Below are 20512 nucleotides of genomic sequence, written 5' to 3'. Positions count from 1 at the left end.
CTACTTACCCTTTGTCATCGTTGTTCATGATATGTGAATTATTGTAATTCTGAACAGGGGTGTTGTCAATGAGTGGAAATCGTATGGTGATTGATGAGGTATCTAGGTTTATATGATATAGCAAAGTATACCTTAAATGTATATAATCATCAGGAATTTAGTCCAATCTATCATTGCGGATTCACAATATACTACTCTATAACCTTGAAATGGAGTGATGATAAATGGCGACAATAATAAGTTATGGGTCACAGGCAAAAATCCCGTTAGATCCGTTTACTACAGCTATAACGGTTGCAGGGATTCCTGGAGCTGGAGCGGGTCTAGCCACAGCGCAAGTAAATATTAGTCCGGCTAATCCGGCTTCTTTCTCCAGTAGAGTCGAGTTAAATGGTAGTTTTAGTCTTACTGCACTTGCTAATAGCCAATTTCTTGTTATCATCCGACGAGCTGGAGTCGATATTTATAGATCCTTTTATCGTTTTACTACAATTACTGATATTCAATTAAGTGCTCAGTGGGTTGATGGTGCTTATATTGGAGTCCACAACTATGAATTGGTAATTCAGAATGATAGCAACTTGCCTATAAATCTATTTGGACCCATATCATTCACAGCAACTGCAATTGGAGGAGAGGGCGTAATTTAAGTTATGTTCCTGTGCGCCATTCAAGGGACGGGTGAATCAAAGCTTTGGACAGTTGAATCGATCTGATTCAGCTGTCCTTTTTTCATGAACGTATAATTGAAGTACAACTCTAGCAGCATAAATATCCAACCATACCCTTGATAGAGCGGTTTATTTATTTAAAATGTTATCCTCTAAAACAGCGTATTTATCGCCGAATTGCTTAATGATATGTTGTTCTCCCCAATTACATAATGCAGTCAAAATATCGCTTAAACTATCACCATATTCACTAAGCTCGTATTCTACTTTTGGTGGAACCTGATTATAAACAATTCGGTTGATGATTCCATCTGCCTCAAGCTCGCGTAGCTGCTGGGTTAACATTTTTTGAGTAATGCCGGGCATCAACTGTTTTAACTCGGAGGTGCGTTTTTTGCCATGAGTTAAATGACATAGAATTACGCATTTCCATTTCCCTCCGATGACCTCTAGTGTGGCTTCAACAGAAATATTGTATTTTTTCTTGACAGTTGTTGTTGGTGTTGTTGTCATGATAACCTCCAAGGTATGGGTACTTTTTAGTACCTATGGCACTTTTAAGTGCGTACTATTGATTATGTCCAATTTAACCTATCATAACATTTTTCGTTCAATTTTTATAGAATGCTATAATTTAGAGAGCTTTGGGCAAAAAAGTTAAACGAAACAAAAACCGTTTCTATACCTCCCCCGTCTTAATCTATGAAAGGTTGAAGAGGGGAGGCTAAGGAAGGACATGACGATGACTAATGCAGAAATGAAAAAAGTAACGATTCTTGATACTCGGAGCGAGACGGATTTTTACGATTCGATATTGGTACATAGAGAACAACTGTACAGTATTGCTTATAGTTACTTGCGGAACCGAAACGATGCGCTGGAAGCGATGCAGGAAATGACTTGCCGGGCCTGGATTAAAAGAAAAACATTAAAGGACCCCAAAGCATTCAAATCATGGATTATTCGAATTCTAATTTATGTCTGTATAGATGAACAAAGACGAAGAAAACGTTCCATGCCGCTGGTAGATGAAAGAATAGGAGAACAGGTCACACATATTGGCCATCATCGGATGGAAATGTTGTGGGCACTTGAGCAGGTTAAGCCCAAGTATCGCCATGTGCTGCTGCTAAAATACTACAACGATATGACCTTGACTGAGATCGCTAACATTATGAATAAACCCGAGGGAACGGTTAAGACTTGGCAACATAAAGGGCTCAAGCAGTTGCGAACCATCATAAAGAATCGGGGTGAATGGAACAATGAGTAGTCAAGAGGAGCTTGCCATGTTAAGCGATGCCGAACGTATCCCACAAGAACAAAAAATAGAGAATGCAGCCGCTCAAATCTATGCGATCCAAGCAGGCTTGGAATTAGGCAAGAAACGTGGCAGAAGGTTAATGTTCACAAAAAGCGCGATGTCTGTGCTGGCGGCTGCAGTGATGATAGCGGGCCTGCTGTTCTTCAATCCAACCCAGCTGATGCCACAGCAAGGGACTTCGAGTGCTGAAACATTCGATCGGGGCGTGTTGGAGCCTTTTAAAACATTGGCTGCAGCTGATATTGATGCTCTTACTTTAGAGTCTGCAATCCGGAATGATTATGTACAAATCGTTAATAAGAGTGCTGAATCAAATGGATATAAAATTACTCTGAATGCTGTGCTTGCTGATGAAAACAAAATCATGCTGCTGTATACAGGAACAACAAGTGATGGTCAGGAAGTGTACAGTGTAAATAGTGTGAAGCTGACAGATGCTGAAACTGGACGAGATGTAATGGAGGAGAATGGGAATAGAGGCGGAATGGGAGCACACGCAGAGGGAACCCTATATACTTGGCTCGGCAAAACTGTATTTTCACTGGACCGAAATAAACCAAGGCCAACAGACGTAGTGGCGGATTTTCAGATTGCCTCTGTAGATCCGGGAATGTTAAGTAAACCGAAAACAGGAACGGTTTTATCCGACATGCGGTATTCTGATCGTTTAAAAGTGAACTTCTCTATTGATCCTAAGTTTTGGGAGCTGAAGACGGAGACATTAGTTGTTGACCACCCTTTCATAATTGACGGACAGGAAGTAAAACTAGCCGAAGTCGAGCTTTCTCCGTTAAGCATAGCGCTCAAATTTACGATAAATGAGGAATTGAAAACGGATTGGATCGTCCGAAATGAACTGTTTCAAAAGCTCCCCTATGAATTAACTGCGCAGGTTGGGAAGCACGACATTAAAATTAATCCGAATTCTGGTAGTGGAGCTGATGATGGATTTATAAGTTACTTCAGCAGTAATGTGTTGGATCACCCGAAGTCACTGCGTTTGAAGCTTAGTGCGGGGGCAGATCGAGAGAAAGAAGAGTATATTGATATTCTGAAAAAATGAGCGGTAAGCGATATTAGTGAATATGCGTTGGAAGTCGTAATATAGAAAAAGGCCGCTGGTTGCGGCCTTTTTGTTATTGTTGGGACATTATACTAACTTTGTGAGTTACCATTAACACCAAACGCATCACTTGTTAATGAGAACAAACTCCTAATGCTCCTATTTGGACTGTATGTGCATAATGCTCCTCACGGGCTACAGGCTCTTAATGTTCCTCAGGCTTCTCACGTTTCACAGGCTCCACATGTTTCACAGGCTCTTCATGTTCACAGGCTCCACATGTTTCACAGGCTCTTCATGTTTCACAGGCTCCTCACGTTTCACAGGCTCCTCATGTTTCACAGGCTCCTCACGTTTCTCAGGTTTCTCATGTTCCTCATGTTCCTCACGCGCGTAACACTCCTAACGGACTGTATTGCAACTATTTTGGCTTTTTTGACCATTTTGCTGAGTTTTCGGACTGCATAGCTCTTATTGGTCTAAATCCACACCAAAATTAAGCATATTGGGTTGAATAGCTGCATCTGAGTCCGATAGCACTGCGAAATGCCCGGATTCTTCGAAATAAGGGCTCCTGAGTCCGAACCGTCTGACCTCGTAAATACTGCACAGTAAACAGTAAATCACCGTCTGAGCGTCTTAGCTATTTCGGCAGAACAAAAGTGGCGTTAGTGCGGCGTTAGTGCGGTACAAAAGTTTGCTAATCTGGCGCTAATATGGCGCTAATATGGTGCAAAGGTGGCGCTAATGTGGCAACTAAGTTAGTAACTTTTCTCGTTGTAGTTATGGGAGTATGTGTTCAGTGATTAGTTAGTCGCATTAGTCGAATTAGTTACTGTAACTTGTTTTCAACCATTCCTCGTTTGACCAGGACAATTTGCCAGCCCCTGAACCGTCAACAGCGGTAAGTCTAGATTTTAGACTAACTGGGTCATCTGAAGTGTAGCTATAAGGTAGTGTTGTGAATCCGTTCCATGCAAATGCTTTAACGGCAGCGGGTGCAGGGGAGAGAGGGCTGTTCTTAGATGTACTGTCTCCTCTGAATGTTGCTCCATCTAGTGAATAGATCGTATCTAAAGCTGCGATTGCACCCGTATATTTGCTATTACTCGCATCCGCTTGATTGTTGCGAAGTGGATTCACTACATCAATGATTACAGAACTTTCAAGTAATACAGCTCCTCCTTCTGTCGAGATTGCTCCGTTACTTGTAACCCCGAAATGATACCCCTTGCTTGAGATCGCTTTTTCCATAGCGGAGGTTAGACGTTTTTTAGCCAATCTGGTATCTTCGTTGTCCATTACAATGTTATAGGCATGCGCATTACCACTACGAAGGCGGGGCATGCGGTCTTGTATATCTTTATAGTAGTTGTGATGGAGCGTCACAGAAAGAAGCGCATTATCAGCTGCAAATTCTGTTGCGCCTATTAAATGGCCCTTTTTTTGACTAGCGGCAATCGCAATGATGTCGTCTTTACTTAGGCCAACTGAGCTGCTTCTTAAATAAGCGTACATGGGATAAGCAGCCTTGTTGGCTTCCATAGCATTAATTTGCTGAGTAACCCAGCTGTTTGCGTTTCTATCATCCCCTAAGAAGGAAGACCATGAAATGGTGACGCCGTTGCTGCCTTTTTTAACATCGACAACTCCGTCATAAGATTTATTGAAGGTGCAGTGGTCGATCCATACGTTGTTGCTATTCTCAATGGTGATGTAGTCCCAGTCGTTTTTATCGTAATTTCCTTTGGTTGCTTCATCCCATTCCCACAGCTCATCAAATTCAAGGTTGCGGATGATGACGTTAGAGCTTCTTTTAAAAGTAAAAGCGGCATGTTTAAGGGTTGCACCCTTAGCAGAGAAAATGGTCAAACCGTCGAAGTTGTCTATAGACACTTTGCTGACACCAGTCTCTATTAATACGGGATGTGTTAAAGCACTGTTATGAGCGCTAAATGGGGAGATCTTTGCCGCATCAGAAATTTCATTCCATCCCAGATCCAAGTCGTTCATAATTTCAATAACCTTTATTTTGGATCCTTTTCTCAGTGCAGTGGCAAGATCTTCTGCGCTATATACCTTTTTATAGAGTGGACTGGTTTCTTGGATATTTCCACCACCTGTTGTTCCTGTGGCAAACCCAGCCAAATCATATTCACTAACCTGTACCGGTGTAGGCGTTGGTGAAACAGTTGGTATCGGCGTAGCAGTAGGTGTTGGTGTAGCAGTCGGAGTCGGTATTGCAGTCGGTATCGGCGTAGCAGTAGGTGTTGGTGTAGCAGTCGGAGTCGGTATTGCAGTCGGTATCGGCGTAGCAGTTGGTGTTGGTATAGCAGTCGGAGTCGGTATTGTAGTTGGTGTTGGTATAGCAGTCGGAGTCGGTATAGCAGTTGGTGACGGCGTGACAGTCGGAGTCGGTGTAGTGCCATTGGTGTCAGAAACGGTCACGTTGTCGAACATCGTAATTGTCTTAAAGGTAACGAGCCCTACTGTACCTTTTTTTAATTTGGAATCGGAAGCTGAGAGCTCCAGCGTATCATTTACATACATGTTGATGGTATTTCCGCTCATTTCAAGTTTTACATTATACCAAACTCCTGTTTGCAGAGTGTAGGGTTTGCTGGTCAAAGTTGTAGTAGATCCAGAAACCTTTTTTCTGATTTCCAGCATGCCATCATTATTATTATACAAAGAAGCTGCATAAAAATTATTTCCATCTATGTATCTGCCTGCAACATAAGTTCTGTTTGAGCCATTAAAATCAACTACTTTTACATCCGCTTCCACAGTGTAATCGCTCCAGGCTGAATCACCTGCAGAAGTACGTCCTTCTTTTGTGGCAGACTGGTAATATACGCTGTTGCCTTCGTCCTCAACAATAGTCCAATTCCCACTAGTGGATGTCCATAGATTATCGCCCTCTTCAAAGCGGTCTTGGAAGAAGGTAGAAGCACTTGCCGGATACACAATAAAAAGAGAAAATAGCAGGGTAATGCACATAATAACACTCACATTTTTCTTGAATGATTTTAGCAAACTCATTGTAATCCTCCTTATGTATTTATAAATTTATATTAATATAAATACATATATCGGAAATAAATATAAGTAATAATATGATTATAAAGTCCTTTTTTTAATTAGTGCTATAATAGCTTTTTGGGTATTCAACGATGAATTCTGATCTATACGAACTAGGAGTGATAGACTTGAGCGTAATCCGAATGGAGAACGTAACTAAGAAATATGAGAATACATTGATCTTTCGAGATATTTATTTTCGTGTGAGCAAGGGTGAACGTATTGGCTTAATCGGACGAAATGGAGCAGGTAAATCTACTGTTTTTAAGCTAATAATGGGAAAAGAGGAGCCAACGGCAGGAAAAGTAGAATTAGATCCCAATGTGAAGATCAGCTACTTCTCTCAATTTTCGGAGCTTTCCGGGTCTTTGTCTGTACAACAAGAGTTAGAACTTTGCTTCGAAGAGGTAGCACGCATTGAACAGGAGCTTAACCAAATAGGAGAACAGCTTGGGCAGGTGTCGGATGATGTCCAGATGAATGTACTTTTAGAGCGCCAAGCTGAGCTTTTTGGACAAATGGAGCATTTGGATGGCTGGAATGTATCTGTGGAAATCAATACGGTGCTGACTAAATTAGGATTCGATGAGAGATCGCGGCATCAACCTGTAGAGGAGTTATCCGGAGGCTGGAGGAACCGCGCGGCACTGGCTAAAGTCTTAATTGAAGGACCTGATGTTGTATTGCTCGATGAGCCTACTAACTTTTTGGATATGGAAGGGATCGTATGGTTGGAGCAGTGGCTGCACCGTTTCAATGGGGCGATGCTTCTGGTCTCTCATGATCGGCAATTTATTGACAGAGTGGTCACGCGGACGATAGAAATCGAGAACTATCATTTCCAGGAATATGAAGGGAATTATACCGATTACGTTCGTAAAAAGAAGATGCGCAAAAAAGTGCTCGATCGGCAATTTGAGTGGGAAGAAGAACTTCTCCTTATGGAGTCTGAGGCCATAGAAAACCGCGGTAGTAAGAAGTCCTCTAAGGATCGTCTTTCGCGTAAGCTAACGGATATGAAAAAACGAGTGGAACCTCATCCAGTTAACGTATTAATCACTGATATCTATAGCAATTTACGTTTTCCTGACAAGCTGGGGGAAGTGAAGCGGGTTGGACAAAGTTATGATGGCCGCTCCATCTTCCAGAACATTAGCTTCGATATTCAAAAGGAAGACCGGATAGCAATCGTGGGTCCGAACGGCAGCGGAAAGTCGACACTCATCAAAGTACTGACTGGACAAGAAGCACCGGAATCGGGGGAAGTGACTTGGGAACGCGGGGTCAGCTATGCGTACTTTAATCAGATGTGGGATGAGCTGGATCATAAAGATACTGTCAGCCATGCCGTAAATGTTTATGGACTGGGACTGGACGCACCGCGGAAAAAGGTGAATAAATTTCTATCGATGCTGCAATTCTCGGAAATGGATCTGAGTAAAACGATTGGCAGCCTTTCAGGTGGACAGCAGGCCAGAGTGGCTTTAGCGAAATGCCTTCTCTCCGGAGCTGCTGTCATTATTTTAGATGAGCCCACTAACCATTTGGATTTAACTAGTATTCAGGTGATGGAGCAGGCGTTGATTCATTTTCCTGGCGCTGTAGTAACAGTTAGTCATGATCGGTTTTTTATTGATAAAATAGCGACGAAAATGCTCACCTTTGATCCTGAATTAGGCATTACTGAGCAAAATGTCTAGGATTACGCGGGAAGACGGATGATCACTGTCGTTCCTTCCCCTACGTGACTGGAAATTTCAATTCCATATTTTTCGCCAAAATGAAATTGAATACGATCATGAACATTTTTAATGCCAATATGTTCCTCATCTAAGGTATCTGAGGGTTGAGAGAGACGGAAACGAAGCTGTTTAAGTTTCTCTTCCTCGATGCCAATGCCGTTATCTTTAACGATAATCAGCATATCATCCCCCGATATCACCGAGGATACCTCAAGCAGACCTGGTTCACTGCGACTTTCTAGGCCGTGTACGATAGCATTCTCTACGATGGGCTGCAAGGAGAAGTGCATGACCTTAACGATCTCGCATTGCGGATCTAGCTGTTCCATATACTGTAATTTATCCCCAAAACGTAACTGCTGAATTTTCACATATAGCCGGACATGCTCAAGTTCTTCGCGCAGGGTAACGGTGATTTTCCCAGTCTGAATATGAATCCGAAACAATCTGCCCACGATTCCCACCATCTCGCCAATCTCTCTTTGCCCATTGATGATGGCTTTCATTTGAATTGATTCAAGGACATTTGCCAGAAAATGAGGATTGATTTGGCTTTTTAGCGCACCATACTGGGCTACCTTTTGTTGTGCCTTGGCCATCGATGATCGCTCAATATAGTTTTGCAAATCTTTTACCATTTTACGAATTCCATTATATAGAACCCCAAATTCATCTTGGCGGTTACTGTACAAATCCACATCGAAATTACCCATCCCCACCAGCTTCACCTTCCGGCTTAACAGAATAATAGGTTTGGTTACGCGTTCCGAGAGGATATACATAAATAAGAGTGCAGTGACAAGCGATAAGAGCGCTAAGGTTAAAATGATTTTGCCAAGAAAAGAAGCCTGCTTAGTCATCTCTTTTTCATCAATATATTGAATGACCTTCCAGTTGGAGTAAGGAGAAGTAACAAAATTAATATACGAATTCTTGTCATCAAAAGTACCATATAAGCTTCCGGCGTCGTTTTTCATAAAAGTATTAAGCGCCTGTTTGTCGATGGGGATAGGCTCTAAAGGACTCGTCTCCAATGAATCTGAGCTATAAACGTTGCCTCCTTTATCGTCTAAAATAATGAATTTCCGCTTGCTATTCTCGGACAGCTTTAAGATTTCACGTAATGAATCCAGCCGGATATCAATTAACATGACACCTAAGGGCTGCTTGCTTCCTTTTTTATTAATGACTCTGGCGATGGAGATGACGGATTGTTTAGAATTGGTGCGATAGAATGGGAGATGACTTCCAAATAGGATTACACCACCCTTTTTTTGTTGCGTCTGTAAATACCAATCCTCTTGGGTGTAGTCCTTCACATCATAATCCGCACGATTGAAATTGGCGGAGTAGAATACACGTGACCCCGCGAAAATCTGCACACTGTCGACATTTTTAATCGTCATTTCAATCCCGCTGATGAACTGTTCAATCGTGTTTCCATACTGAATACTTAGATCATTCCCGATATTATCTTTGTTGATAGTCCAATGCTCGAGGGCGGTTTGTAATTGACTATCTACTTGGGCATTAAGGGTCCCTTTTTCAATGCTTTGCAGATACTGGTCGATGTTGAAAGAAAGATTATTAAGGATGAGATTAGAGCTGCTTTGATATTCATTTTTGACGGCTTGATTTGAAAAAATATAGATAATCGCGGATATAATCAGCAAAGGAATGGTAATGGTCAGGATCATCAGCACAAAAATCTGCCGATTGACATGCCGCATCCGATAACGTTTTTTTGGCTGGTTAATTTGCATCATTTTGCTTACCACCCCGATTGTTTTCTATAGTCTGATGGGGTCATGTTGGTAAAAATCCGGAACGTTTTAACGAAATGCTTATAGCTTTTGTAACCACACATTGTGCAGACATCGGTCACCAGAATCTCCGGTTTTTTTAAGCATTCCTGCGCGTATTCCATACGGATTTCGGTTACAAATCGCATATAGTTCTTATCGAGTTTTCTTTTGAACAGACGACTTAAATAAGAAGGGTTATAGAAGAATCGATCCGCTACCATTTGTAGAGTAATATCTTGATCAATATTAGCTCTAATGAAGGATTTAATATGTTCAAAGATAATCACATCCTGCTGATGGTTATCCGTCAGACCTTCGGTATAAATGTTTCCCAAATGAACCATCCAATTCCCCAGCCACTCGAACATGACCTCAAGGGAGTGGAAATCCTCTACAAAAGTGAGGTTTAAGAGTTTATCGCTGTACACACCATCCATATGAATCTGATTTTTATTAGCGAAGCGGATAATGACACTTATAATTTCTTGTAAATACGCAAGCCATAGATCAGTAGAAGAGCCATCTGTTTTATGCAAAATATCTTGTGCCAATCGTTGCGTTAATTGCAATATCTCTTGTTTATTGGCGTTTTCGATGCAGGAGATTATTCGTTTCTTATCGTTGTCATCTAGTTGAATAAGTGTTGGTTTAGTAGCTGTGGCGCCAGCCTTTATGGATGAGATATGGAATATATTGCGCTCTTTCTGATAGAAGCGCTGATATAACAGCTTTTCAGACTCGTGAAGTAATGAAGTGATTTGAGATAGTTCGTTCGTTACTGTGCCTATAGCAAGATAAAGGGCAAAATGATGTTCTAGTGTAAGCTTGTTCAAATGCTGATCGAGTTCAGTAAGTACTTGTGTCTCAAAAGGGATAGTGCTCGTTGCAGTCTGTGATCCCATGACTATTAGCCCGTATAGTTTGGATTTAGCAGAATATGTAAAAATAGATCTTGGCAGATCTGCCGGGAGATAGGCCTCCGTAGCAAGATGTATAAACTTAGTAGCCTGTTCTCTCATCCACAAGGTGGATTGTGAAGGAGTTTCTCTGATAAGGAAACCTGCCAAAACAAAAGGGAGATACAAATAATGTTTACTTTTGAAACTACATAATTCAGCGATTAAATTAGTGTCCATTGCAGGTTGTTCTTCTTCCAGTAGTAGCTTTATAAGTTGTGAGCCTTCCAGAGTAGAACGTTTTCTTTGTTCTTGTTGTTTAAGTTGCAGCTTGTTCATGCATTCTTGAATCACGGTTAGACTTTCTTCATATTCCAAAGGTTTGAGCAAAAAAGCATGTACACTCCCAAGTTTGATGGCTCGTTGAGCGTATTCGAAATCATTAAATCCCGTCAAAATGATAAACAAAGTATCAGGAAGGAATTGGCGAAGCTCTTCGATCATCTGAAGACCATCCATTTCGGGCATGCGAATATCAGTGATCACTAAATCTGGCTGCTCACGCAGTGCGGTAACGAAGCCTTCTTTTCCATTCTCCGCTTCAACAATACTCTGAACACCAAGCTCCTGCCACGAAAAGTAATGTTTTAATCCCGTCCGTATTAACGGTTCATCCTCTACAATCATAAGCTTGTACATGAAATCCCTCCGGAAGACTAGATTTATAGTGGATTATTCAACATCGATACCATCAAATGTAAGTTATAAGCTAAAAATTAAAATAATTATAGGTGAAATATGTAATGTATTATAACATTGAAGAGGGACTGAAAGAAGGTATAGGTCAGAATACGACCCTAAATGTAAAAGGAGTGGGATTCTCCTAAATTTATAATTGATTTATGATTAGCGCAAGGAATGATAAAGCATTTTATTCCACAAAAATAATAGGGGGTAGCACATGAGAGCAATGAAAAAAGGGCTAATGAGCATTGTTGGTGTCGCACTTTTAGGTACACAGTTAGTTGCATGCGGAAATACGAATACAGCGAATTCCGCCAATGAACCAAGTAAAAATACTGATAAGAGTGAGCCCGCGGCCACTGAGACTGCTGCTAAACCAGTAGAAATAACATGGTGGAATTTTCCGAGCTTTCAAGCTTTAGATGGTGAAGTTGGCAAATATGAGAAGGAAATCATTGCAGCTTTTAATGAGAAGAATCCGGAAATTAAAGTCAACCTTGAGATGATCACCTTTGAAGGCGGCCCTGAAAAACTGAATGTGGCGATTGCTTCGAATACCGCACCTGATGTAATTTATGATGCTCCTGGACGGATTATTGACTGGGGTAAAAAGGACTTATTAGCACCTCTTAATGATATGGTGACCGATGAAGTGAAAAATGATATTTCGGAAGCCTTTTGGAAGCAGTCTAGTGTTGGCGATGAGATCTTTATGTACCCGATCAATACAGCTCCTTTTATGATGGCGGTAAACAAGACCGTTTTTGAGAAGATTGGCGCGTTAGATTTGCTTCCTCTGGATAAGGAAGATCGAACTTGGACGTTTGAAGAATATAAGAAAGCGCTGGAAGCTGTTAAAGAAAAAGCACCTGATGTTATCCCTACCGGATTCTTCGCGAAGAGCCAAGCTGGAGATCAAGGAACTCGCGCATATCTTGCTAACTTAGGTGTATCCAGATTTCTAAATGAAGATAATTCCGCAGTCGCGATCAATACTGATAATGCTGCGAAAGCGTTGGATTGGATCGTTCAAGCTACAAAAGATAAACTTAGCGTTTCTGGTGCGGCTTCCCTTGCGGCTGCTGACGTGAACGACTTATTTTTGCAAGGAAAATTAGCCTTTACACTTAACTATTCTGCAGTACTTAAAGCTCAGAACGTATCTAAAAAAATGGTTGAATTCGAAGATGTTCTGCTTCCTTTCCCTACTTTAGATGGATCGGAACCTAAGCTTGAACCTTACCTCGGTGGTATGGCTGTATTCAATAATGGTGATGATGCCAAGATTGCAGCTTCTAAGAAGCTGATTGATTTTATCGCTAATGACCCTGTATGGGGTAAGAAAAACTTGATTCAAACAGGTGGTCTGTCTGTTCGTAATTCGATTACAGGCCTCTATGATGATGCAGAGTACAAATACGCTGAGTATGCTCGTAAATTCACAACAGATGCACCTACCATTGCCGATGGATATGCTGATATTCGTACTTTCTGGTTCCCTGAATTACAACGTGCTTTAACTGGAGGAGCAACCGGTAAAGAAGCTTTGGACAGCTTTGCTGCAAAAGCAAACGAAGCGATTACGAAAGCAAAGGCTGCAATGAAATAAAAAAAGTGAATGGTGTCCAAAAGAATAGAGTGCGGGAAGCACTCTTTTCTTTTTAAATCATCGAAGAAATGGGGAAGGACTGTGGGGACAACGGTTCGCAAAATAAAAGGTTATGTGATTCGCGACTGGATGATGAGTTATCTCTTTTTAGTGCCGGCATTTGGGTTTTTCCTGCTTTTTGTAGCTTATCCGATGGTGAAAGGGGTCTATATTAGTTTCTTCGATTATTCGTTGAGAGATTTCAGCTTTATTGGCCTCGATAATTATATCTCCTTAATAAAAGATGATAACTTCAGGAAGTCGATGGGAAATACATTATTGCTTGTACTCATCACCGTACCCATCGTTATTATTTTCTCGTTATTTATCTCTATGAATATTTATAAGAAAAAAGAGTTTGCCAGATCGTTTTTCCGCGGAGTGTTCTATTTGCCGGCTGTATCCTCGGTCGTAAGTATCACAGTCGTTTGGGGCTGGATCTATCATCCGAACTATGGGATTCTAAATTATTTAACCAGCTTTTTGGGAATGGAGCCTATATCCTGGTTAGGAGATACGAGGACTGCACTGCTTGCAATTATCGTGGTTCTGATAACGACCTCTGTAGGGCAGCCGATCATTTTATATGTGGCATCTATTGGGAACATTCCTACTTCTTACATAGAAGCAGCTGAGATTGATCGAGCGACGCCTTGGCAGATTTTCCGAAAAATATTATGGCCAATGCTAATGCCAACGAACTTATATATTATCGTGATTACCACGATCAACACCTTTCAATGTTTTGCGCTAATTCAGCTGCTCACCTCGGGTGGACCTGTGTATAGCACATCGACTGTAATGTATGGCGTTTACGAACAAGCCTTTATGCTCGGTCATTTTGGATATGCCTCGGCGATGGGTGTCATCCTTGCGATTGTGATCGGGATCATTTCTATCATTCAATTCAAATACTTTGGCAGTGATGTTGAGTATTAAGGAGGGGACATCATGAATTCTACGAATCCGTTAGAACTGAGAGCACCTATTGGCCAATCTAAGAAAGTAAGCAGATGGAAAAAAGAATTGACGATTCCAAAAATATTAGCCACCATCCTGTTGATTCTGGCAACGTTGTTTTTTATCTTCCCTTTTTATTGGGTGGTTTCAGGGGCATTTAAGCTTCAGACTGTAGCAACAACGATCCCCCCGGAATGGTTTCCGGCTAAGCCGACTCTGCAAAACTGGACCGAGTTATTTAAGAATCCTGTTGAGCGCTGGATGTTTAATAGTTTCATCATTGCTTTTTGTGAAATGGCAGCGATTTGTATCGTTTCTTCCTGTGCTGGATATGTGCTTGCCAAAAAGTCTTTTCCTGGCCGAGGGATTATTTTTACGATGTTTGTTGCCGCAATGGCATTGCCTAAGCAAGTTATTCTTGTCCCGCTGTTTACGATGCTTGCAGATTTTGGTTGGGTCAATACGTATAAAGGGCTTATTTTACCGGCGATTGGCTGGCCATTTGGAGTCTTCCTAATGAAGCAGTTCGCGCAGACCATTCCAGGAGAATTGATTGAAGCAGCCAAAATAGATGGCAGCTCTGAGATTCGTTTGTTCGGAACCATCATTTTACCTTTGTTAAAACCTGCAATAGGGGCACTGGCCATCTTTACCTTCATCACTTCTTGGAATGATTATTTCAGTCAGCTGATCATGACCAGATCGACTTCAATGATGACATTGCCACTTGGGGTAGCGACTCTTCGGGGTGAATTCACAACAAACTATGGACTGCTTATGGCGGGTGCTGCGTTAGCCTCTATTCCTATGATTGCAATTTTTCTAATGTTCCAAAAAGCCTTTACCCAAGGGATTACTATGGGGGCTGTAAAAGGTTAATTATTCTTATAACAACGAAAATTAGTAGTATGAATTAAACGACGGAGGCTGTAATTTATGAAATCATATGAGCTTGAATCCTTTAAAGGCATTATTATCGCTATGTACTCCAGTTATGATGCTGAGGGGGGAATCGATAAAGAAGCAGCCCGGAAATTAGCTCGTCATTATGCTACTACCGGAGTAAAAGGTCTTTATGTTGGCGGAAGCTCTGGCGAAGGTATGCTGCAATCTGTAGAAGAACGCAAACAAATGCTCGAGGCAGTTATAGCAGAGGTTGGAAAAGAGCTTACAATCATTGCTCACGTGGGTGCTCCATCTACAAGAGACAGTGTTGAACTAGCTATCCATGCTGAGAAAGTTGGCGCACATGCCGTATCGGCTGTTCCTGCGATTTATTATCGTCTGTCTCCGGACAGTGTTGAAAGTCATTGGCAGGCGATTATTGATAGTACGGCGCTTCCATTTATTATCTATCACATCCCGCAAACTACAGGCTTTCAATTATCGAAAAGCTTGCTGATTAAGATGGCAGCTCAGGATAAAGTAATCGGGGTGAAAATTTCGGCGGAGAGCACGTTTGAGCTTCAGCAATTTAAAGCCGTAGGCGGGAAGGATTTTCTAGTCTTAAATGGACCTGATGAGCAGTATTTGGCGGGCCGCAGTATTGGGGCAGATGGCGGGATTGGTGGAACTTATGGGGTGATGCCCGAGTTATTCCTAAAAGTGGAACAATGTTATGTGCAAGGAGAGATGGCTGAGGCGCAGAAATGGCAGTTCATAATCAATGAGCTCATTGTTGAATTGCTATCCTTTCCTTCATTATATGGTGCGTGTAAAGCGATCCTTAGTGTGCGCGGATTTGAAACAGGTCAGCCAAGAATGCCACTTTTACCGATTAAGGATTCCGATCAGGAGCGGGTGGAAGCTCTGAACAATAGAATATTAGACTATATTCTTGAAGCGAAGGGATAGGGTTAATAATGACTCGAATAAGTGATATCTTTCCGGTGAAAGGTCTGATTGTTTCCTGTCAGGCACTTGAGCATGAGCCGCTTCATGGTGGGGATACAATGGCTAAAATGGCAAGAGCAGCGGTTCAATCAGGAGCTATAGGAATCCGGACAAATGGTGTTCCAGATATTGTAGCTATCAAAAAAGAAGTAAATGTACCGGTCATTGGACTTATTAAACGGGAGATTCCCGGATCAGCCATATTTATAACACCAACCTTAGATGAAGTGAAGGCGATTGTTTCTGCAAAAGCAGAGATTATTGCGCTTGATGTAACGAATCGGGAAGAACGCTTAGAGTCAGTAAAGCCATTAATAGAATATGCACATCTGAGAGGTGTGCTTGTTATGGCGGATATTTCTACATTTGAGGAAGGGCTTGCCGCTGAGAAATTAGGTGTGGATTTTATCGGTACCACGCTTTCAGGCTACACCCCATACAGTACACAGCAGGAAGGACCGGACCTTGTCTTAATTCAACAATTAAGCGGATCTGTGAACATTCCTGTTGTTGCGGAAGGACGTATATGGACACCGGAAGACGCAGCAAAAGCTAAGAATGCAGGGGCATCATATGTTGTTGTAGGAAGTGCAATTACTAGGCCACAATTAATCACTTCGAGATATGTTAAGGCCGTGAGCAATGTCGATGACTGACGGAGGTGAGTCCGCGGTGGAAGGATATGATCCTCATATAGAATATGCGATCGGAGTAGATATTGGCGGCACGAAAATTAATGCCGGACTCGTCTCTTCACAAGGGGGCGTTTTACATACTGTAAGCCTAAGCACATTGGCTGGACAGACGAAAACAATGGATCGCATTATACTAGCAATTCAGACATTAATGGATGAAATAACAGCACAACAAGCGGGAATTCAGCTCCAAGGAATTGGCGTAGGATCAGCAGGGCAAATGGATTGGGAGGCGGGGCGTGTCCGCTCCGCTTCGGAGCTTATCCCTGGCTATGCTGGCACAGCTTTGAAGGATTTGCTTCAGACACAGTTTCAACTTCCAGTAATCGTTGATAATGACGTGAATGTATTAGCATTAACAGAGAAATATTTAGGCTCAGGCAAAGAGGTAAAAGACTTTATCTGTCTTGCCCTTGGTACGGGCGTGGGTGGAGCGATAGTCGTAGACGGCCATCTTGTTCATGGTTCTTGGGGTGGGGCTGGAGAGTTAGGCCATATGTCCGTAGATTTCAAAGGTCCTGCATGCGTTTGTGGTGGAAAAGGCTGCTTGGAGCAGTATGCTTCAGGCACAAGTATCGCACGTCGCATGCGCGACAAGCTTTTATTACATAACCAGTCCCCAGAGAACGTAGACTCACGGGAAGTGTTAGCGAGATGGAGGGCGGGTGACTCTCTGGCTACAGAGTTAATGGTAGACACGATTGCTGCGCTCGGATCCGCGATCGCTTCATTAATCCATATTTTTAACCCTAAAGTCATCGTCATTGGCGGTGGAGTGGCTGAAGCAGGCGAACTTTTATTTGAAGGCATTAGAAGAGAAGTAAAGAGCAGAGTAATGCCATCGATGCTGGAAAATGTTCGTATTGAAGCGGCCTATCATGGTAATTTATGTGGAATGATCGGAGCGGGGCTGCAGGTGTGGGAGTATAGCCCCAATAAAGTAAAGAGAGCAGAGCTATAAGGATCTATGCACAATCTATCTGTATAGAAAGTCACCGGGAGCAATACGTAGAAGCATTTAATTGTAATTCGTACAACTATATTTCTCGAATCCCTCAAGCCGATGGATATAAGTGTATTTTGTACAGCTATTTTCTTGATTTACAGCCTTAGTGGTGGCTTCTCGTGTTTTTAGTTGTATAAAATGCAACTAAAGTCAAAATGATTGCATTTGCCTACGAAATAACTGTATAGAATACATTTATTCCATTCCTCAGATTCCCCTGAGATCCGGTGTAATTGAGCCATTGAAGATTGATTAGTGTTTTGGGATTGATTAATTTTTTAAATAATTAAGTTAGAACCACATGTGAATAATACTCCATGTGGTTTCTTTTATTAGTTATAGCCCACCCCAGTACCCAATGCCGAATGAACCCTTCGTTCAACCATCAACACAACTAACCTATGTTATAGAGAGCAGTTTTTCGCTTTTTACGTTGAATTTATGATGGTGATTCATTAATGTGAGTATATCACACGATATCGCTACGACGAATTCAATGTGTCCAAAGACTCGGGGAAATTCGACCTTAACTGGTCCGGCTCGGATAAACTTGTTTGACCAAACCAGCCTAGCTAAGATTTTAATTAGGCTTAAGAAATACAAGATATCCAATTTGTATCCCTTAACTTATATAACAAAGGATGGGCAAACTATGGTCGATTATAATAACAACGAAGGAATAGGCGGTTTTCAACAAGGTAGCTATCGTCCATTAGCCATTAATCCCATTGATGCGAATTGGACCAGACAATCCCGATTCAGAGCTCCAACATCGCTTTCAGTTTTGAAGCGAGTTGTTGACTCGGGGCGGCCGGATTTTTCATATGGATTAAGCCCGTTTACAGTGGATGAACAAGGGAGAGCCATTTTAGCTGTGGGGCAGGGTGATTTCGAGCTTAATCATCAATACGGCAAACCATATTTACCTGTGTACATATGAAGATGAGTCACAAATTATTGGGAGACTCTATGCTTTTGACGCGGATGGAACCATAAGATGGGTTTACAAGTGCTCGTCCATATTTTGGTGCGATCCGGTTATTTCCCGTGAAGGAATCATATATGTTGGTCAAAATGTGAATTCCAAACTTTATGCTTTTAGTCCTGATGGAGAGTTGTTGTGGGAGAAACGGATGGGTCAAGGAGAAGGGCACCGTCCCCCTGTCATAGATCAGGATGGGGTTATGTATTGGTGTCTTTCTAGCCAGTTATATGCCATTGCTCCGGATGGCGAAGTGAAATGGATATACCAACCGGAGGAAAGTTACGTTGACACCAGCCCTTCCCTGGGCGCAGAGGGTAATTTATACGTAAATTTGACCGGCGGGGAATTCATTTGTTAGGTGGTTGAATAATGGGAACTTCATTTGCTAATCTCCACGTGTTTACCCATCGATAAGGAAGCCGTGCTGAAGAGCTTGAAACGGCTAAGACCTAAAGGAAGCTACTACATCGGGCAGTCCCAAGGCTGGACAACAGTACTGGGGGAGAAATTCAACTGGGAAACGATTGGTGAAAGCGCCAGATCTTTGTCTAACTTGATCTCTTCCCTTGTACTTGCTATAGGATACTTTGATGATGAAGTGTTGGAAATATTCATTTATCAGAATGGGGAAATACTGGACAGATATGCTGGAGGTGATGTTCTAGAAGAATATGAAATGGAGCCGGAGACTTTTGACTACGCTGCAGTCGTCGAACGTTTGGGGTTGACCGTTTCGCCCGATTCTTTGGGTGTCATGTTCCAGAATGATGATGTCCGGGAGATTGTAGAGCAACTGGAGACTGTTGTGCCTGCTCCGCTTATTCTGAAATATGACTGGGTAGAGGACGATGAGTCGCTTGGTGGGGAATTTGTTCACGTCCGCAGAGACCTTCAAACTATCAAAGCCTAAGAGGATTTGCTCCGGCACAGTGAATTATATAGTCCTAATTAGAAAAGGTTTTTTTATAAAATGCTATAGATATGATAGGGAAAGCCAAATGAAAGGAAGTTTTTCTTTTATAGTTCGTGATGAAAATATAGATTTTGAGGAAATAAGTAAAAGGTTAGATCTATCACCACCTTCAATTATTAAAAAGGGGCAATACATTAGAGATGGTGGGAGAACAAAAGCGCTGTAGCTCAAATCATAATTCAATTTTGATGGAAGGAGCTTTAATATTAAGAAAACCACCATGTTATCCATAATTCTTGCTGTAGTAATGTGTGCTGTAACAGCTTGTACTAACAAGGAGCCGACACTTGAAAACCACATAAACGAAACTAAGCTAATCGAAAATCAACACAGCATTTCTTATGAATTATCTCCGGAGTTATATACTTACAATGAACAAATTAATATTAACTATCCGCAAATATCTATTTTTGGAAAACCGAATGAACAAGAGAAGTTAAATGAAATGATCAAGGAACGTGCTTATAGTTATTTGGATAATTACTCTCCGGAGGAAAAAGAGACCTTTAGTTTAGATATGGATTATTCTGTATCTTTAGAAAATGAGGGCTTACTAAGTATTCAGTTTTCAGGATACAGTTATGTTGAAGGTGCTGCTCATCCTGTAGATATTTTTGATACTATAAATATTGATATGAAGAAATTTGAACCCCTACAATTAACTGATATCGTGACCATCGATGCGGAATTTTTGAAGGAGCTGAAGGAAAGTGAACTTCAATCCGATATTATTGAGCAAAAGAATATTCTTACTGAAAGATCAGATGAGGAATGGCTGACTTCACTTCAGCACGCAGATACTAGTGGAGCGGATATAAGATGGTACTTGACGGAGAATACGCTGGGGATAAGTGTGCAGATTTCTCATGCTATCGGAGATCATGCTGAGTTTGAAATCAAGTATGACAAACTGAAGCCTAAGCTGAATACTTTTTTCTTCCAGAAATAATAGAGCCTATTAAATTCCCTTGATTTAATAGAATAATTTACCGATAATGTTAATGGGGAACCCAGAATCAAATCCGT

At 41.6% G+C, this 20512-nt stretch carries 18 protein-coding genes and 1 other annotated feature (1 of these 19 cut by a window edge); of the genes, 14 read left to right on the top strand and 4 right to left on the bottom strand.

Annotated features, from left to right (window positions below):
* Positions 1-27: a binding site (T-box leader), on the bottom strand (it extends 256 nt beyond the left edge of the window).
* 197 nt (positions 28-224) lie between these two features.
* Entirely contained in the window at positions 225-650 is a 426-nt protein-coding gene (locus tag MHH49_RS28085; protein WP_036686349.1) for a hypothetical protein, read from the top strand.
* A 150-nt stretch (positions 651-800) separates the two neighbouring features.
* On the opposite strand, the gene MHH49_RS28080 is transcribed toward MHH49_RS28085, so the two are convergent.
* Positions 801-1184 (bottom strand): winged helix-turn-helix transcriptional regulator, encoded by a 384-nt coding sequence (locus tag MHH49_RS28080; protein ID WP_036686351.1) that lies wholly within the window; start codon positions 1182-1184, stop codon positions 801-803.
* A 223-nt stretch (positions 1185-1407) separates the two neighbouring features.
* Between MHH49_RS28080 and MHH49_RS28075 the strand changes: the two genes are divergently transcribed.
* Entirely contained in the window at positions 1408-1944 is a 537-nt protein-coding gene (locus MHH49_RS28075) for a sigma-70 family RNA polymerase sigma factor (protein ID WP_036686352.1), read from the top strand.
* Complete coding sequence (locus tag MHH49_RS28070; protein WP_076101707.1) at positions 1937-3058, top strand: DUF4179 domain-containing protein; 1122 nt, start codon at positions 1937-1939, stop codon at positions 3056-3058. Before MHH49_RS28075 ends, MHH49_RS28070 begins: the two co-directional genes overlap by 8 nt.
* An 828-nt stretch (positions 3059-3886) precedes the next feature.
* On the opposite strand, the gene MHH49_RS28065 is transcribed toward MHH49_RS28070, so the two are convergent.
* Positions 3887-6100, bottom strand: coding sequence for a pectate lyase family protein (locus MHH49_RS28065; RefSeq protein WP_256715452.1), 2214 nt, complete (start codon positions 6098-6100; stop codon positions 3887-3889).
* A 167-nt stretch (positions 6101-6267) separates the two neighbouring features.
* Here MHH49_RS28065 and MHH49_RS28060 point away from each other — a divergent pair, with 167 nt between their 5' ends.
* On the top strand, positions 6268-7839 hold the full coding sequence (locus tag MHH49_RS28060; protein ID WP_076104302.1) for an ABC-F family ATP-binding cassette domain-containing protein: 1572 nt from the start codon (positions 6268-6270) through the stop codon (positions 7837-7839).
* Positions 7840-7841: 2 nt separating this feature from the next.
* Here MHH49_RS28060 and MHH49_RS28055 read toward each other — a convergent pair whose 3' ends face one another.
* Both MHH49_RS28055 and MHH49_RS28050 read right to left on the bottom strand, forming a co-directional pair.
* Entirely contained in the window at positions 7842-9647 is a 1806-nt protein-coding gene (locus MHH49_RS28055; protein WP_339826014.1) for a cache domain-containing sensor histidine kinase, read from the bottom strand.
* A gap of 5 nt (positions 9648-9652) precedes the next feature.
* Positions 9653-11281, bottom strand: a complete 1629-nt coding sequence (locus MHH49_RS28050; protein ID WP_076104300.1) for a response regulator transcription factor — start codon at positions 11279-11281, stop codon at positions 9653-9655.
* A 262-nt stretch (positions 11282-11543) separates the two neighbouring features.
* Between MHH49_RS28050 and MHH49_RS28045 the strand changes: the two genes are divergently transcribed.
* The 10 genes from MHH49_RS28045 to MHH49_RS28000 all read left to right on the top strand — a co-directional run bounded on the left by MHH49_RS28045 (position 11544) and on the right by MHH49_RS28000 (position 20435).
* Positions 11544-12935, top strand: a complete 1392-nt coding sequence (locus tag MHH49_RS28045) for an ABC transporter substrate-binding protein (protein ID WP_076104299.1) — start codon at positions 11544-11546, stop codon at positions 12933-12935.
* 81 nt (positions 12936-13016) lie between these two features.
* Positions 13017-13913: a carbohydrate ABC transporter permease gene (locus MHH49_RS28040; RefSeq protein ID WP_428323518.1), complete on the top strand. Its 897-nt coding sequence runs from the start codon at positions 13017-13019 to the stop codon at positions 13911-13913.
* Positions 13914-13925: 12 nt separating this feature from the next.
* Positions 13926-14813, top strand: a complete 888-nt coding sequence (locus MHH49_RS28035; protein WP_076101717.1) for a carbohydrate ABC transporter permease — start codon at positions 13926-13928, stop codon at positions 14811-14813.
* Between the two features lie 57 nt (positions 14814-14870).
* Complete coding sequence (locus tag MHH49_RS28030) at positions 14871-15788, top strand: dihydrodipicolinate synthase family protein (protein ID WP_076144032.1); 918 nt, start codon at positions 14871-14873, stop codon at positions 15786-15788.
* Positions 15789-15796: 8 nt separating this feature from the next.
* Positions 15797-16483: an N-acetylmannosamine-6-phosphate 2-epimerase gene (locus MHH49_RS28025; RefSeq protein WP_036686363.1), complete on the top strand. Its 687-nt coding sequence runs from the start codon at positions 15797-15799 to the stop codon at positions 16481-16483.
* Positions 16476-17483, top strand: coding sequence for an ROK family protein (locus tag MHH49_RS28020; RefSeq protein ID WP_076101721.1), 1008 nt, complete (start codon positions 16476-16478; stop codon positions 17481-17483). The genes MHH49_RS28025 and MHH49_RS28020 overlap by 8 nt, the downstream gene beginning before the upstream one ends.
* 697 nt (positions 17484-18180) lie before the next feature.
* A complete protein-coding gene (locus MHH49_RS28015; protein ID WP_076104298.1) occupies positions 18181-18468 on the top strand; it encodes a hypothetical protein in 288 nt (95 codons plus the stop codon).
* Positions 18413-18871, top strand: a complete 459-nt coding sequence (locus MHH49_RS28010; protein ID WP_305953727.1) for an outer membrane protein assembly factor BamB family protein — start codon at positions 18413-18415, stop codon at positions 18869-18871. The genes MHH49_RS28015 and MHH49_RS28010 overlap by 56 nt, the downstream gene beginning before the upstream one ends.
* A gap of 24 nt (positions 18872-18895) precedes the next feature.
* On the top strand, positions 18896-19423 hold the full coding sequence (locus MHH49_RS28005; RefSeq protein ID WP_076144030.1) for a hypothetical protein: 528 nt from the start codon (positions 18896-18898) through the stop codon (positions 19421-19423).
* Between the two features lie 283 nt (positions 19424-19706).
* A complete protein-coding gene (locus tag MHH49_RS28000) occupies positions 19707-20435 on the top strand; it encodes a DUF4163 domain-containing protein (protein WP_076104294.1) in 729 nt (242 codons plus the stop codon).
* Positions 20436-20512: the final 77 nt, after the last annotated feature.

Source organism: Paenibacillus sp. FSL F4-0122 (assembly GCF_038002845.1).
Classification (GTDB): Bacteria; Bacillota; Bacilli; order Paenibacillales; family Paenibacillaceae; genus Paenibacillus_AQ; species Paenibacillus_AQ odorifer.
Note: the sequence above shows the minus strand (reverse complement) of the source record. Positions and strands in the feature narration are given on the sequence as shown.

Excerpts from the sequence above, each read along its gene's own strand:
- MHH49_RS28015 (WP_076104298.1), top strand. The coding sequence starts at position 18,181 with ATGGTCGATTATAATAACAACGAAGGAATAGGCGGTTTTCAACAAGGT.
- MHH49_RS28030 (WP_076144032.1), top strand. The coding sequence starts at position 14,871 with ATGAAATCATATGAGCTTGAATCCTTTAAAGGCATTATTATCGCTATG.
- MHH49_RS28035 (WP_076101717.1), top strand. The coding sequence starts at position 13,926 with ATGAATTCTACGAATCCGTTAGAACTGAGAGCACCTATTGGCCAATCT.
- MHH49_RS28085 (WP_036686349.1), top strand. The coding sequence starts at position 225 with ATGGCGACAATAATAAGTTATGGGTCACAGGCAAAAATCCCGTTAGAT.
- MHH49_RS28080 (WP_036686351.1), bottom strand. The coding sequence starts at position 1,184 with ATGACAACAACACCAACAACAACTGTCAAGAAAAAATACAATATTTCT.
- MHH49_RS28000 (WP_076104294.1), top strand. The coding sequence starts at position 19,707 with ATGTTATCCATAATTCTTGCTGTAGTAATGTGTGCTGTAACAGCTTGT.
- MHH49_RS28045 (WP_076104299.1), top strand. The coding sequence starts at position 11,544 with ATGAGAGCAATGAAAAAAGGGCTAATGAGCATTGTTGGTGTCGCACTT.
- MHH49_RS28020 (WP_076101721.1), top strand. The coding sequence starts at position 16,476 with ATGACTGACGGAGGTGAGTCCGCGGTGGAAGGATATGATCCTCATATA.
- MHH49_RS28065 (WP_256715452.1), bottom strand. The coding sequence starts at position 6,100 with ATGAGTTTGCTAAAATCATTCAAGAAAAATGTGAGTGTTATTATGTGC.
- MHH49_RS28075 (WP_036686352.1), top strand. The coding sequence starts at position 1,408 with ATGACGATGACTAATGCAGAAATGAAAAAAGTAACGATTCTTGATACT.
- MHH49_RS28050 (WP_076104300.1), bottom strand. The coding sequence starts at position 11,281 with ATGTACAAGCTTATGATTGTAGAGGATGAACCGTTAATACGGACGGGA.
- MHH49_RS28025 (WP_036686363.1), top strand. The coding sequence starts at position 15,797 with ATGACTCGAATAAGTGATATCTTTCCGGTGAAAGGTCTGATTGTTTCC.
- MHH49_RS28055 (WP_339826014.1), bottom strand. The coding sequence starts at position 9,647 with ATGATGCAAATTAACCAGCCAAAAAAACGTTATCGGATGCGGCATGTC.
- MHH49_RS28070 (WP_076101707.1), top strand. The coding sequence starts at position 1,937 with ATGAGTAGTCAAGAGGAGCTTGCCATGTTAAGCGATGCCGAACGTATC.